This window comes from Mycolicibacterium sp. lyk4-40-TYG-92 (assembly GCF_030209435.1).
GTDB lineage: Bacteria > Actinomycetota > Actinomycetes > Mycobacteriales > Mycobacteriaceae > Mycobacterium.
Genome location: NZ_JARVRX010000002.1, coordinates 55,416 through 68,848, shown reverse-complemented (window position 1 = coordinate 68,848; position 13,433 = coordinate 55,416). Strand labels below are relative to the sequence as shown.

The following is a 13,433-nucleotide window of genomic DNA, read 5'->3' as shown; positions in this document are numbered from 1 at the left end:
ACGGAAATCAACAGACTGGGCAGACGCTAACGCACACCACCGACAACTCAGACAGCTTTGCTGTGATCGCTGGCAGGCAAATGCCAGAAATTTCGGCCGGCAGACTGATCGCGGCCAGATCACCATGTCGGCCATCTATCGAGGCAAAGCGTTTGTCCCCATGGGCCTGCATCCGGCCACCTCGGGTAGATTCCCGGTAGTGACCGAGGATGCGCACGTCGATTCGGCAATTGAAGAAGTTGCAGTAGAGATACTTCGTCTCGACCCAACGGGCGCACGATGGGGCGCAGTCCTGCGGCATACCTACGACATGATTTACAACGGACCGGAGACGGGCCGCTTCCGCTGGTCACAGCTGATGAAAACTGAGAAGACACATTTCGGGACGGTCTTCGAGATCAATGCCCAGCGCGAATTTGATTTCGACGGAGGCGACGAAACCGACTATCGCATTGCAGGTCACCAGGTGGATGCGAAGTGGAGTCAATCCGACGGAGGCTGGATGCTCCCACCGGAGGTTTTCGATGAGATCGCGCTTGTCGCGACCGGAAGCGATCCTCTTGCGCAATTTTCACTGGGGCTCGTTCGAGTCGTCGAGACGTATCGACGTGAAGGCGCTAACCGCGACAAGAAGAGTACCCTGAATCCTGCCGGACGCCGCGCTATCAAATGGCTGTGGCGGGACGCCCCTATGCCCGCGAGCATACTGCTGCAGTTACCCGACGAGGTGGTCGCGCATATCTTCGACAATCGTTTTGGCACGCAGCGTGTCAGTCGGTTGTTCCGCGCAGCCGAAGGTCGGCTCGTCCATCGCAACACCGTACGAACTGTGGCGATGCAACTGGACGATCAGAAGCGCGTGCGCATGAACGGCGGCGCCCGCAGTGCGTTAAAGCCGGAGGGCTACATCATTCTGAGCAGTTATCACGCTCACCTGGCCAAAGCGCTCGGCGTTCCCGAGCCCGACGACAAGCACTACATTTCAGTTCGCGTCACGCCAGGAAGCAGCACCGGCGCACTGATACAGGGATGCCGATGGAGGCGGGCAAGCCTTGAGGATCCACGCTGTGAGGCTCCCACCTTGCCCGAACGGGGTGTCAGAGAGGACTAATCCCATGGCCGGGCCGACCAGCCAATAGCTGATCGACCGCGTCGGCCACCAGTTCAGCAGGATCATGCGCCCAGAACCGCAGAACCGTCCAGCCGCCAGATTCGAGCGCTCCCGTCTGGTCACGATCCCGTTTGACGTTGCCCTCAAGCTTCGGAGACCAATACTCACCGTTCACTTTCGGCCGCTGACCGTGCTCTGGGCAGCAATGCCAGAAACATCCATCGACGAAGACCGCGACTTTGCGCCTTGTGAAAACGATGTCAGGACGGACGAGCCGCCCGTCAACCCGAAGCGGGAAGTCCTTCCGGAAGCGGTAACCACGGCGATGGAGCGCCGACCGCACCGCGACCTCCGGTTTGGTATCGGCGCGACGGATTGCAGCCATGTTGCGCGATCGCCCTGGCGAAGTGGTGTAAACGGGCACCGTCGGCGTGGGTGCGCCGCGTTTGCGCGTCACACGACTAATCTACGACGGTGCTAGCACTTGTCGGTGGCGTGAGTCATGATCTAGTCAAATCGAACAAAAGTTCGATGCCTGACGGAGGTATCGCTTGATGAACGCACTCAGCTGCCTGGAAATCTGCGCTGGGGCAGGTGGCCAGTCCCTCGGCTTGGAGCAAGCCGGTTTCGCGCACGAACTAGCGGTGGAGATAGAGCCTGAGCCGTGTGAGACCTTGCGGACCAACCGGCCGCACTGGAAGGTTCACGAGGGTGACGTGCGCGAGATAGACGGCCGTCCCTATCGCGGAATCGACCTGCTCGCTGGGGGCGTACCTTGCCCGCCGTTCTCAATCGCCGGCAAGCAACTCGGCAAGGACGACGAGCGAGACCTGTTTCCGGAGGCTCTCCGACTGGTCTCCGAAGCGAAACCGGCTGCAGTGATGTTGGAGAACGTTCGCGGGTTGTCGACTGCAAAGTTCGACGGCTACCGCCAATGGGTGCTCGAAACGCTGTCGTCAATGGGTTATCGTGCGGATTGGCAGGTACTGAACGCCAGCGATTTTGGCGTACCACAGCTTCGACCACGCTTCATCCTTGTTGCCGTCAAGAGTGCGTATTTCGATGGTTTCCAATGGCCAACGCCACACACAGAGACCACCACGGTCGGTGAGGTGCTCAAGCCTTTGATGACACGCGACGGCTGGCCCGGCGCGGCCGCTTGGGCGAAGAAGGCGAACGATATAGGCCCTACGATCGTTGGCGGCTCGCGGAAGCATGGCGGGCCGGACCTCGGACCAACTCGGGCGCGCGCGGCATGGCTGGAACTCGGCGTCGACGGCAGAGGACTCGCGAACCACGGGCCTGACGCAAGCACACCGCTTCATCATGTCCCGCGCTTGACTCTAGAGATGGCTGCGGCAATCCAGGGTTTCCCCAAGGACTGGGTGTTCTACGGACGGAAGACCGCCGCTTATCGGCAGATCGGCAACGCGTTCCCGCCTCCCGTCGCCGCGGCTGTCGGGCAGAGCATCGCCCAGACACTCGCAGGACGGCAGGCCAAGCCCCGCCGAGACAACTCTTTGGTGGCGCGCAGCGCCTGAGAATGCTCAGAAGTAGCGCCCTCTGCGGTCCGCCCTAGACCAGACTTGCGCACTGAGGCGGCTGTGCCCACGTCCGCATCGGTCTTAGGCGCTGCCCATGCGCCACCCGACACCGCAGGTCATACCGTCTACACCGTCCAAGCGATCCCTGAGGTTGCCAATCCCCAACCAGGGTTGGCATAGAGTCGTCGCTACCGGCGCCGGAGGTGATTAGTGACCGAGAAAGTTCCGTTCGTTGAACTCGCGGCAGCTGACCTCGTCCTGGACCGTGTCTACGCGGGCGGAACGCAGGGCAACGCTGGAGACGACGCGATCGCAAAGCTGCTGCCAGTTGGCAACCAAGGAGGGTTTCGCTTCAGGGGAAGCGTAGTGAATGAGACAGTGCGGCTTGTCGTGCTATATACGTCCGGCGCGGAAGTTGACTGGCCCGACCAGATAGATCCCACGACAGGTGACTTCACCTACTACGGCGACAACCGGAAACCCGGTAAGGACCTTCACGACACCCCACGAGGTGGAAACCTTTTGCTGCGAAACATTTTTGCCGCATCTCGTGCGGGCGCGGACGAACGGCTCAAAGTACCGCCGATATTCCTCTTTGAAAAAGTCAGTGGTCGCGACGTCATCTTCCGGGGACTGCTAGCGCCTGGATCTCCGCGGTTAACCAGTGACGAAGAACTTGTCGCGGTATGGCGGACGACGCGCAATCGGCGATTCCAGAACTATCGTTCCCACTTCACCGTCCTCCAGACGCCGATCATTCGGCGCGAATGGATCGATGAGATCGTCGCGGGAAATCCACTCGCCGAGACATGCCCGGCCGAGTGGCGGTCCTGGGTCAAAGCCCGGATCTACCAAGCGCTCGAGGCGCCACGAAACCTCATCGTGCGCAGCAAGGAAGAGCAGAGGCCGGAGTCCGGTGACATGTGGATGATGCGCGCAGTCCACAAACACTTCGCCGACTTCCCGGTCGAGTTCGAACACTTCGCGGCCGACATGTGGCTCAACTCCGATCCGCATGTCGCATCGGTCGAAGTGACACGGCCAAGTCGCGACGGTGGGCGGGACGCCATCGGAGAATTCCGCATTGGCCCAGATGAGGATCCTGTGCGCCTGCAGTTCGCCCTTGAGGCGAAGTGCTACGACCCCGACGGTGGCGGCGCCGGCGTCAAGATGGTGAGTCGGCTGATCGCCCGGATCAAGCATCGGGAATTCGGGGTGTTCGTCACGACAGCATTCGTTGGCGCTCAGGCCTACCAAGAAGTGCGAGAGGACCAGCACCCAATCATTTTCATGACGGGCAGAGACCTGGTCAAGGTCTTGCGGAGAATGGGCTTGTCCGACGAAAAGTCGCTGGCTACATATCTTTCGACTCAGTATCCATCGACGGCGTCGGCGCATCAGGTGGGAGCCGCCGTAGACGTCGCAGTGCCCACTCAGCCGATCGCCGTCGACAACGCGCCACCGATGCACGCGAAGCTGGAGACCGCAACTGACAATGAGGCCACGTTCAACGTCTAGCTGCGACGCGCACTGCGCGGCGAGGATATCCTCGCCGCCATGGTCGGTCACACGCACCAAGATGCCACTATGTATTGACTCGCGGGACCACCAGGAACGGAGGTGAACTTGAGGTAGATGGCCAAGACATCGATTTCAGTTTGCGTCAAGTCGCGTTCGATTCCGTCGACTTGACATCGACCATATGCCCAGAACGTAGCCTCGCCAGTGCCCTTATTGGCGGTGATTTGGCTCATATTCTTCAAGCCGCAGCAAAATGAATAATTGGCGAGATACGTCAGCTGCCAGTCCGTAGCATCAGCGTCTTCGCCGCCTCAAAATCACCGCCGAGAGTCTCCGGCCGTATCGCAACCCATGCGTCGCCCCGGATATCGAACCCGTACCGGGCTGCCAATTGCCGCTGCTCCACCCAGGTGCCCACCAACACCACGAGACCATGCTCCTCAAACACGCCGGGCTTCGCCTGCCTGGCGCGTCTCACTGGGTCTTTCGCGTTCGCGCCAACCGTCTCGATCGAAGCCCGCGGGATAATGACCTCGGGAAGAAAACCGAACATTGCTGCCACTCTGCGTTTGATCCCCACGTGTGGATCGAAGACGACCGCCACTTGCTGCTCTGTGAGCAGCTTCAGCGGGTTCTTTGGCAGAGGAGTCCAGTCGAGGACGGGTAGCGCGTACGCACGTCGCGCCTGCACCAAGATTCCCTTTTTGCCATCTTGATTGTTGCCTTCTCCTAGCCACCGGCGATGCGTCCGCATAAGGAATGCTCGGTGTCGATCATTTGCCGCGTCGACCTGGATAAGCAGACATATTTCGCACTGGGCTTCACGCGGAATTGTCCAATTTGATCGCACCGTGCCCTTGATGTCTACTGGTACCCCTTCGATCGTGGTGTCGAGAGGACGCTCCTTGACCAAACTTAGAGCGGACAACACGCGGTACTGCAGTTTAGTTCCGACTGTTCTGCGCTCGTCGGAGTCGACGTCCGGCGAGTTAAGGTCGAAGCGCCCAGTTCGGGCACCATCCAGCACATACTGGACAGCGTCATCGACGGCACCTGTTAACAACGTCCTGAGATTGTGACGCATCAGCCACGAGTAGACGGTTTGAAGGTCGGTATCGTCGGAATGCGCGATCAACTTGTGCGGCACTTGCCTCAGATCGCTGATGCATTCATCGCCAGGGCCGGCTAGTGGTCGGGGCATGGCGGGCAGGCTACGCCATGGGACCTTTGGCAGGACAATCCGCCGAGAGCTTCACTCATCGCTGAGCGATGAATACGCTGCCATCTGGCACACATCAAGCAAACAATAGACGAACGGCAACGACATTCCCGCTGGCAAGCAAGCGCGGGCTAGACCGTGCCAGCGACCGGCCCGCACCGATCAAATGACTTCATCTACGAGTGTCACCGCTGACCGGTAGTTGAGGACGTCGCGGGGGCCGAAATACTCCCTTCCGCCCTACACAAGCCGGCACGCCTTTCGCGAGTCTGGATAATTTCGATGACCGTGACCTCCAGGACATGGCGTTCGTCGCCCAAACCGCGCAACGCTGCCATCAAACACGCGGAGATATTCGCCACCGTCAGCCGCAGCCCTACTTGAACCGCCGAGGATCACATCAGCCAGGTCGTCGCGCCGCCCCTCCGAGCCTAGTGTGGGAAATTGGACGTTCCCGTAAGAACGGACGACAACGATGGCAGTCGGTAAAGCGACGCTCAGCACGATCCCGGGATACAGCCCCGACGATCGCGAGTCGACCGCATTTCAATTCCTGCTCTCCCAGCACAGCATTTGAGCCGATCTCCACCGACTTCCATCGGTCCGCCGAGCAGCGCCAAGCCGCATCCACCCCACCAACCAGGAGGTTCCACCATGGCTGATGCACAATCGCTCCAGACCGACATCTCCGGCGTCACTGCCAACGGCATGCCCGAACCCTGGCGCGCCGTCCACAACGGGCAGACCTACCAAGGCACCTTCGACGCCTTCGAACAACAGGTGACCGTCGCCGAGCAGATCGCCTGGGTCCGCACCTTCAGCGACGGCATCACCCGCGACAGCGGCGACGTGCTCATCGAACTCATGGAGTTCGCCATCCAGTGGCGCAAAGCAAACGGGCTCCCCACCACCGCGAAATGAGCCCAGCGATGACCACATTCAGCGACATCGCCGCCAACATCTCCGGGGTCTACCAGGTCCGCCACGCCGTCCTTACCTTTGCCGGCACCTGGGTCGCCCCCGGCACCGGCTACCCCTCCGACGTCGTCCACGCCGCCGACCCCGACCTCGTCTTCGAAGTCCCCATCCAAGCCCCCTGGACCTTCGGCCCCATCCCACCCGGCGCGCCGCTGTCCCCCAGCTACGCCGAGTCAGTGCGGATCGCGGTCACCAACGCCATCGGCTGGATCAACAACTACCCGAAACAGACCTTCGCCCTCGGCGGCTACAGCCAGGGCGCCGAGGCCGCCTCCCGGGTCCTCGCCGAGATCATGACCGGCACCCTGCAATGGGCCAAACCCAACCTCATCGGCGGCTACACCTTCGGCAACCCCTGGCGGATGCAAGGCCACACCTTCCCCGGCGGCCGCGGCATCGCCAGCCCGAGTGCATAACTCCCCCACACCACCCACCCGTCCCGCACACTTTGAGTCGTGACAACCCAAGACCGTCTCGCAAAATGGGACCACCGGGCCGAGTGGGCGCTGGCTGCCGTGGCATTGGTTTTCCTGGCCGCGTACAGCATCGAAGTGCTCGCGCAACCCCGCGGGTTCGCCCAGCACCTCCTCGACATCGTCACGTTCCTGACCTGGGCCGTGTTCGCCGTCGACTATTTCGCCCGGCTGTATCTGGCGACCGATCGGCGAAAGTGGTTCCTGCATCACCTGATTGACCTCGCCGTCGTCCTACTGCCGCTGCTGAGACCACTTCGGCTGCTCCGACTGGTGGTGCTGGTCAGCGCACTGCAGGAGGCCATCGGCAATGCGATCCGCGGCCGGGTGGTGACCTACACCGTCTCCGGCGCGGTCCTCCTGATTTACGTCGGCGCACTGGCCGAGCTGGAAACGGAGCGCTTCGCGGCCGGCTCCCACATCACCAACTTCGGCGACGCGGTCTGGTGGGCGATCACCACCATCACCACGGTCGGATACGGCGACATCTACCCGGTCACGACCACCGGCCGCGTCATCGCCGTCCTGATGATGATCGGCGGAATCAGTCTGGTCGGTTCCATCACCGCGACCATCGCGTCCTGGATCATCCATACCGTCTCGGACGAGGACAAGGCCCAGAATGCCGTGACCGCGGCGCAGATCGACGGGCTGCACAAAGAGCTCACCCAACTACGAGAGTTGTTGCAGCAGCGCGCCGATTGACCGCAGGGTGAAAGCCAGGCCGCTACGCCACCTCGTCCGTCCGCACCCGGAAACTCGTCAACGTGTTGGGGCCGAACGCATTGCTCAGGGCGACGTCGGCGGCGTCACGACCGCGCGCGATCAGCACCCGGCCGATGCGCGGCGTGTTGTTGCGCGCGTCGAAGGTGTACCAGTGCCCGTCGAGAAACACCTCGAACCAGGCGGCGAAATCCATTGGCCCATAAGGCGGCGGCATACCGATATCGCCGAGATACCCGGTGCAATAGCGCGTCGGGATGTTCATACAGCGGCAGAAGGCTACCGCCAGGTGCGTGAAATCGCGGCAGACGCCGACCCGACCCTCGTAGGCCTCCAATGCGGTGCGAGTGTTGTCCGCCTGCAGATAGTCGAAGGTGATGTGTCGGTGCACGTAGTCACAGATGGCCTGAACGCGGTCCCAGCCGGGCGGTGTCCGCTCGAACAGGTCCCACGCCGTCTGCGACAGCCGGTCGGTATCGCAGTACCGGCTACCCAGCAGGAAGATGAGCGTTTCGTCGGGCAGCTCCGGGACCGGTGTTTGGCGTGCCCCGGGGACCAGGACATCGGGGAGCCCGCTGTCCCTGACGATCGCGTCTCCCGAGATCCGGGTGATCCCCTTCGGCGCGACGATGCGGGTGCACCAGTTGCCGAAGTCGTCACGATAGGCCGTCATCGGCACCGGCGGGTCGGCCACCAACACGTCGCGCCCGATGAGGTCGGAGACCCGGGTGTAGTGGACGTTGAGGTTGAAGATCATCGGGGTGGGTTTCGGGCAGTCGAAGACCATCTCGTAGCCGACATTGATTTTCATGGTGTCTCCGTTTTCGCTGTGATGCTTTGGTTTACGCGGGGCAGGTCGGGCTGGGGTGCACAAGCCGTGTGCAGGGAATCGATGAGCGCGCCGCGTAGCGCTGCCCAGGGCTGTCCGGCGGCGACGACGATGCGCTGGTTGATCTCCAGTTCGATTCCGACATACTCGCCCTCCCCGAACTGCTTGCGCAGGTGCGACGTCAGGCCGTCCGCCTTGCCCGCGTAGGGATAGTTGCGGCGCACCCGGAGTTCGGGATGAAGTCCCGCGAGCGACGCCTGCCAGCGCGTGCTCAGCTGCACCTCTGCGCGCCGCCGGGGGTCGTAGAGCAGCCCGACGTCGGCTCGGCGCACGACCCCGTCCAGTTCCGGGGTGAAGCTGTGGGAGGCGATGTGAATCACCCGATGTCCGGACGAGATCGACTGTCTGACAAGGTCTTCCACGGCATCGCGATGCGGGCGGTAGTGCTGCGCAACAATCTGCGCTCGGACCTCCCTCGACGCGGCACGCGTCACCTCCGAGAAGAGCTGCGGATGACCGATCGACCGGTTGAGGTCGACGAGAAGCCGGCTGGTGGTCGATGCGACCAGTGGTGCCCGGGTCGCGGTAGCGAGCGCCTCGGCCATTACCAAGGCACCAGGGTCCCATCCCCGGTGGGAGTCGAGTAGCGCGCGGTGGCCGGTAAAGAGCGATCCGAACGGCGCCGGTATGGCGTTGCCGCCGTGTTCGCACGTGACGAGCTGGACGTCCGGCACGACGCGATCACCATCGCAGGTCGGGTAGCTTGCTGAATACCGCCCGGGTGCCTTCGCTCCACGCTTCCCGGACGGCCGTGAAGTAGGGGTCGCCTTCGTCGAATCGGCGCCGCCACGGCACCTCGAGGCTGTCCCGTTCGTAGCTGATCAAGTCGATGGGCATACCGACCGACAGATTGCTCCGCATGGTCGAATCAAAGGACACCAGAACGCATTTCGTGGCGTCGGCGAGGGACGTTTGGGGAGTGAGGACGCGGTCGAGGATGGGCTTGCCGTACTTCGTCTCACCGGTCTGCAGGAACATCGTGTCGGTGCCGGCTTCGATGAAATTGCCCTCGGCGTAGATGCGGAAGAGCCTCATCGGCTCACCGGCGAGCTGCCCACCGACGATGAATGAGGCGTTGAAGCCGGCCGGGTTGCTGTCCAGGTAGCCCGCGTCGCGCTGGTCGACCTCACGCATGGCGTCCGATACCAATCGGGCGACGTCGAACATCGTCGTCGCTCCGAGCAGGTTGGTCGTCGCGGGGCCGTCGGCACACCGCTGCCGCAGCACGCTGATGATGGCCTGCGTCCCGGCCAGGTTTCCCGAACTCAACAAGGCGATCACGCGATCGCCCGGAGTCTCGAACACCGTCACCTTGCAGAACTTGGCGAAGTTGTCGACGCCCGCGTTGGTGCGGGAATCAGCCGCGAAGATGATCCCGTCGTCGAGCAGCACACCGATGCAATACGTCACGGTAAGCGCCTGCCGCACATGTGGATTCCCCGATGCTAGGACGGGTGAATCTGACTCGTGGCAGACGCGGGGCGTATCGGTTCACGTCGGGCATCAGGCCCGGCTGAACGCCGCCGATGCCTCAACCCTACGCTGCGCCGCGCCAGGGTGCGCGCTGGCTCCGCTCGCCGCCCGCGCCGCAGTCGACCGCACTCCAATACGGGCCTATGGTGGAAATGGACGTCCCAGTCAAAAAGGGCAGACGATGGTGAACGACGAATCGGCTCCGATGACGATCCCGGGAACCCCACCCGAGGACCGTGAATCGCTCGCACGACAAAAGCCGCTCGCCGACAAGGTATTCCAGACCGCCGACTTCCCTCGGTACCCGAGCACCGCCAAATCGCGTCCCACCCCACCAACCAGGAGGTTCCACCATGGCTGATGCACAATCACTCCAGACCGACATCTCCGGCGTCACCGCCAACGGCATGCCCGAACCCTGGCGTGCGGTCCTGGCCCGCCACCCCCGCAACATCGGCGACATCGTCGACGACCCCAACCGCGGGCCCTGGAACTCCGTCCACAACGGCCAGACGTACCAGGGCACCTTCGACGCCTTCGAACAGCAGGTCACCGTCGCCGAGCAGATCGCCTGGGTCCACACCTTCAGCGACGGCATCACCCGCGACAGTGGCGACGTCCTCATCGAACTCATGGAATTCGCCATCCAGTGGCGCAAAGCCAACGGACTGCCCACCACCGCGAAATGAGCCCAGCGATGACCACATTCAGCGACATCGCCGCCAACATCTCCGGGGTCTACCAGGTCCGCCACGCCGTCCTGACCTTCGCCGGCACCTGGGCCGCCCCGGGCACCGGCTACCCCTCCGACGTCGTCCACGCCGCCGACCCCGACCTCGTCTTCGAAGTCCCCATCCAAGCCCCGTGGACCTTCGGCCCCATCCCACCCGGCGCGCCGCTGTCCCCCAGCTACGCCGAGTCAGTGCGGATCGCGGTCACCAACGCCATCGGCTGGATCAACAACTACCCGAAGCAGACCTTCGCCCTCGGCGGCTACAGCCAGGGCGCCGAGGCCGCCTCCCGGGTCCTCGCCGAGATCATGACCGGCACCCTGCAATGGGCCAAACCCAACCTCATCGGCGGCTACACCTTCGGCAACCCCTGGCGCCTGACCGGCCACACCTTCCCCGGCGGCACCGACCCCGGAGGCCGCGGCATCGCCACGACCAACCTCACCGCTGCGCAGATCCCCAAGGACAGCAACGGCATTGACACCTGGTGGGACTTCGCCAACCCCGGCGACCTCTACACCACCACACCCACCAACCAGGCCGGCGCCGACATCACCGCCGTCTACAAAGCCGCGGTCCAGCTCGGCATCAGCATCAACGCGGCCATCGCGCTGATCGCCGGCCTCACCGGCCAGGGCAGCCTCGCCCAGCAGGTGCTGGCCTTCGTCACCGACCCCATCGTCGGCGGCCCCGCCCTCGTCGAAGCCATCGACCGAGCCGTCGCCTTCTACGCCACCAACCCGCCGACCCTGCCCCACATCACCTACGAATACGTCGACGCACTCCCCCACCAAAGCTCAGTACAGGTCGCCACCAACCACCTCAACCAGATCGCCGCGGCCACCGCGGCACGGATGGCGGCGTAGCGCCACACAACATAGTCAGGCAGCTCCCTCGCCGACAGGCCGGCGCCGCGCCGCACCCCACAACCCGACGCCGATCCCGACGACGGCGCCGCCGAGACCGATGTACTTCTGCGACGGCCTCATCTCATGATGAACACCCATGCCGCCCAACAGGTCTGCCGCATCGGCACCACCCGAGGCCAGGAACCACCCTCGAGTGTCCCGACCACGCAGCGCAGCCGCGGCGAGCAGGCCGCCGATCAACGCATCGCGGTAGCCCATCGAGTGCAGCAGCAGCCACGTCGATCCCGTCGGCTTCTCGGGGTCACCCCACAGCCGGTTCGCGCGGGCCGGGGTGACCAGAAACGAGACCCCCGACGCGAGGCGGAGACCACCGACGACGAGTCCAACACGGTCGATCGACATGATTTGCAGCGTAGGGCGTCACGCCGCCGCGTGCGGGTACGTTGGTCCGGTCGTCCCTCCGTACACGCGCACAGCACCATCCACCAGCTCCAGCGTTTCACCACGTACTTGCGCCGCGCCGGCGACGCGGCCCGGTTGCACTGAACCACTCTGCCGCGGTACGCGCGGCAGTCACGGCCACTTGTCACACCCATGCGCCAGACTCCCGGCATGAGCCGCCGTAACCGCCAGAAGCGCACCGCCAAGCACCACGACCGCCGCCGCACATCGCCCCGGCGAGAACGCGGAGACGCCGATCCCGGGTACGACCGGGTCGCCATCCTCGACCACCTCACCGCTGCGCTGCACAACTACGCACACTGCCCCGCCCATGACGCGGACTTCCACGCCGTCGAGCTACTGAACGAATTCCCTAGTCGAGCAAATGATCTCGACATTGCCGCCGAAGCGGCGCTGACTGACGCGATCGCCGTCGCGTGGCGGTTGGGTTGGTCACCCAACGATCTGCACGAGTTCGCTCGCCGCCGCCTCGATACGTCAGCGGTTGGCTATGTGGCTGAGGCCGTCGTGCGCGAGTCCCGGCAGTATCCCGTCTCCACCTTGCACCCGCGGTGGCGCGCCGAACTCGCCGCGTTGCCCGCGACAGTCGTGCCCGGCGCTTGGCAGCTACGGGACTGGGCGGACCGCAATGCCGTCGACCACCACGCGGCGTTGACGGTCGTACTCAAGGTGCTTCGGTTCTTGGGAACCCTCCCGAAACTCCAGCCGTTGCAGCCGTTGCCCGGCGAGAACCAGCATTCGGCGGTCGAGCCGAATACGGCCGACGCCAAAGCGCTCAGCCGGGTGCGCGCGCTGCTGGCCAAGGCTGAGGCCACCAACTTTCCTGAAGAAGCCGAAACCCTGTCAGCCAAGGCGCAAGAACTGATGAGCAGATACTCGCTGCACCACGCGATCCGAGACCACGAACGCGGCCTCGCAGCCGAGGCCACCGCTCGACGAATCTGGATCGACAATCCCTACGTCATCGCCAAGTCAGCATTGGTGCAGGCCGTGGCTACCGCCAACCGGTGTCGCATCGTGTGCGCGGAGAAGGTCGGATTCGTCGCCGTCATCGGTGCCGACTGCGATCTGGAATTCGTTGAGCTGCTTTCTACTTCGCTGTTGGTCCAGGCCAACCGCGCGATGCTGGCGGTGGGCCGCACGACCACCGGCACGCAGGCCCGGACCCGCTCGTTTCGACAGTCATTTCTCCTCGCGTACGCCGCACGCATCGGTGAACGCCTCACCGCCACCTCGACGACGGCGGCCACCGAACTGGACTTCGACAGGCTCCTTCCCGTGTTGGCAGCGCGCAGCCAGGCAACCGATGACCTCACAGACAAGCTCTTCCCATCGACGATCCCTCGCATGATGTCGGCGTCCGACGGTGCCGGATGGTCAGCCGGGCGTATCGCCGCCGACCTTGCCCAGCTGGATGTGCGCCGCCCAATCGCGGGGTAA

Annotated in this window: 15 protein-coding genes; 9 read left to right on the top strand and 6 right to left on the bottom strand. The window is 63.6% G+C overall.

Features of this window, described 5'->3' with window-relative positions; translation table 11 throughout:
- The first annotated feature begins 199 nt into the window (after positions 1-199).
- Positions 200-1,111 carry a NaeI family type II restriction endonuclease gene (locus QRN63_RS05115; protein ID WP_285029785.1) on the top strand — a complete coding sequence of 304 codons (912 nt, stop codon included), beginning with the start codon at positions 200-202 and terminating at the stop codon, positions 1,109-1,111.
- On the opposite strand, the gene QRN63_RS05110 is transcribed toward QRN63_RS05115, so the two are convergent.
- A complete protein-coding gene (locus QRN63_RS05110) occupies positions 1,098-1,535 on the bottom strand; it encodes a very short patch repair endonuclease (protein WP_285030011.1) in 438 nt (145 codons plus the stop codon). The genes QRN63_RS05115 and QRN63_RS05110 overlap by 14 nt on opposite strands.
- Before the next feature lie 130 nt (positions 1,536-1,665).
- Between QRN63_RS05110 and QRN63_RS05105 the strand changes: the two genes are divergently transcribed.
- Both QRN63_RS05105 and QRN63_RS05100 read left to right on the top strand, forming a co-directional pair.
- Positions 1,666-2,652 (top strand): DNA cytosine methyltransferase, encoded by a 987-nt coding sequence (locus QRN63_RS05105; protein WP_285029784.1) that lies wholly within the window; start codon positions 1,666-1,668, stop codon positions 2,650-2,652.
- Positions 2,653-2,865: 213 nt separating this feature from the next.
- Positions 2,866-4,173, top strand: coding sequence for a restriction endonuclease (locus tag QRN63_RS05100; RefSeq protein ID WP_285029783.1), 1,308 nt, complete (start codon positions 2,866-2,868; stop codon positions 4,171-4,173).
- Between the two features lie 277 nt (positions 4,174-4,450).
- On the opposite strand, the gene QRN63_RS05095 is transcribed toward QRN63_RS05100, so the two are convergent.
- Positions 4,451-5,377 (bottom strand): NaeI family type II restriction endonuclease, encoded by a 927-nt coding sequence (locus QRN63_RS05095; protein ID WP_285029782.1) that lies wholly within the window; start codon positions 5,375-5,377, stop codon positions 4,451-4,453.
- Positions 5,378-6,049: 672 nt separating this feature from the next.
- Between QRN63_RS05095 and QRN63_RS05090 the strand changes: the two genes are divergently transcribed.
- The 3 genes from QRN63_RS05090 to QRN63_RS05080 are packed head-to-tail and all read left to right on the top strand — an operon-like array spanning position 6,050 to position 7,551.
- Positions 6,050-6,316, top strand: a complete 267-nt coding sequence (locus QRN63_RS05090) for a hypothetical protein (protein ID WP_285029781.1) — start codon at positions 6,050-6,052, stop codon at positions 6,314-6,316.
- Between the two features lie 8 nt (positions 6,317-6,324).
- On the top strand, positions 6,325-6,789 hold the full coding sequence (locus QRN63_RS05085; protein ID WP_285029780.1) for a hypothetical protein: 465 nt from the start codon (positions 6,325-6,327) through the stop codon (positions 6,787-6,789).
- A 39-nt stretch (positions 6,790-6,828) separates the two neighbouring features.
- Complete coding sequence (locus QRN63_RS05080) at positions 6,829-7,551, top strand: potassium channel family protein (protein ID WP_285029779.1); 723 nt, start codon at positions 6,829-6,831, stop codon at positions 7,549-7,551.
- Positions 7,552-7,573: 22 nt separating this feature from the next.
- Here the strand turns inward: QRN63_RS05080 and QRN63_RS05075 are convergent, their stop codons facing one another.
- From QRN63_RS05075 to QRN63_RS05065, 3 genes are read right to left on the bottom strand one after another with little or no spacing between them, the layout of a single operon-like run.
- The gene (locus tag QRN63_RS05075) at positions 7,574-8,380 is read right to left on the bottom strand and encodes a transglutaminase-like domain-containing protein (RefSeq protein ID WP_285029778.1); all 807 of its coding nucleotides are present in this window, start codon (positions 8,378-8,380) and stop codon (positions 7,574-7,576) included.
- Positions 8,377-9,132 (bottom strand): N-formylglutamate amidohydrolase, encoded by a 756-nt coding sequence (locus QRN63_RS05070; RefSeq protein ID WP_285029777.1) that lies wholly within the window; start codon positions 9,130-9,132, stop codon positions 8,377-8,379. Before QRN63_RS05070 ends, QRN63_RS05075 begins: the two co-directional genes overlap by 4 nt.
- 7 nt (positions 9,133-9,139) lie before the next feature.
- On the bottom strand, positions 9,140-9,868 hold the full coding sequence (locus QRN63_RS05065) for a proteasome-type protease (RefSeq protein WP_285029776.1): 729 nt from the start codon (positions 9,866-9,868) through the stop codon (positions 9,140-9,142).
- A 416-nt stretch (positions 9,869-10,284) separates the two neighbouring features.
- On the opposite strand from QRN63_RS05065, the gene QRN63_RS05060 reads away from it, so the two are divergent.
- Together QRN63_RS05060 and QRN63_RS05055 are read left to right on the top strand one after the other, a co-directional pair.
- Positions 10,285-10,620, top strand: a complete 336-nt coding sequence (locus QRN63_RS05060; RefSeq protein WP_285029775.1) for a hypothetical protein — start codon at positions 10,285-10,287, stop codon at positions 10,618-10,620.
- Positions 10,621-10,628: 8 nt separating this feature from the next.
- Complete coding sequence (locus tag QRN63_RS05055; RefSeq protein ID WP_285029774.1) at positions 10,629-11,528, top strand: hypothetical protein; 900 nt, start codon at positions 10,629-10,631, stop codon at positions 11,526-11,528.
- A 15-nt stretch (positions 11,529-11,543) separates the two neighbouring features.
- On the opposite strand, the gene QRN63_RS05050 is transcribed toward QRN63_RS05055, so the two are convergent.
- Complete coding sequence (locus tag QRN63_RS05050) at positions 11,544-11,933, bottom strand: DUF4267 domain-containing protein (protein ID WP_285029773.1); 390 nt, start codon at positions 11,931-11,933, stop codon at positions 11,544-11,546.
- 210 nt (positions 11,934-12,143) lie between these two features.
- On the opposite strand from QRN63_RS05050, the gene QRN63_RS05045 reads away from it, so the two are divergent.
- The gene (locus tag QRN63_RS05045; protein ID WP_285029772.1) at positions 12,144-13,433 is read left to right on the top strand and encodes a DUF2786 domain-containing protein; all 1,290 of its coding nucleotides are present in this window, start codon (positions 12,144-12,146) and stop codon (positions 13,431-13,433) included.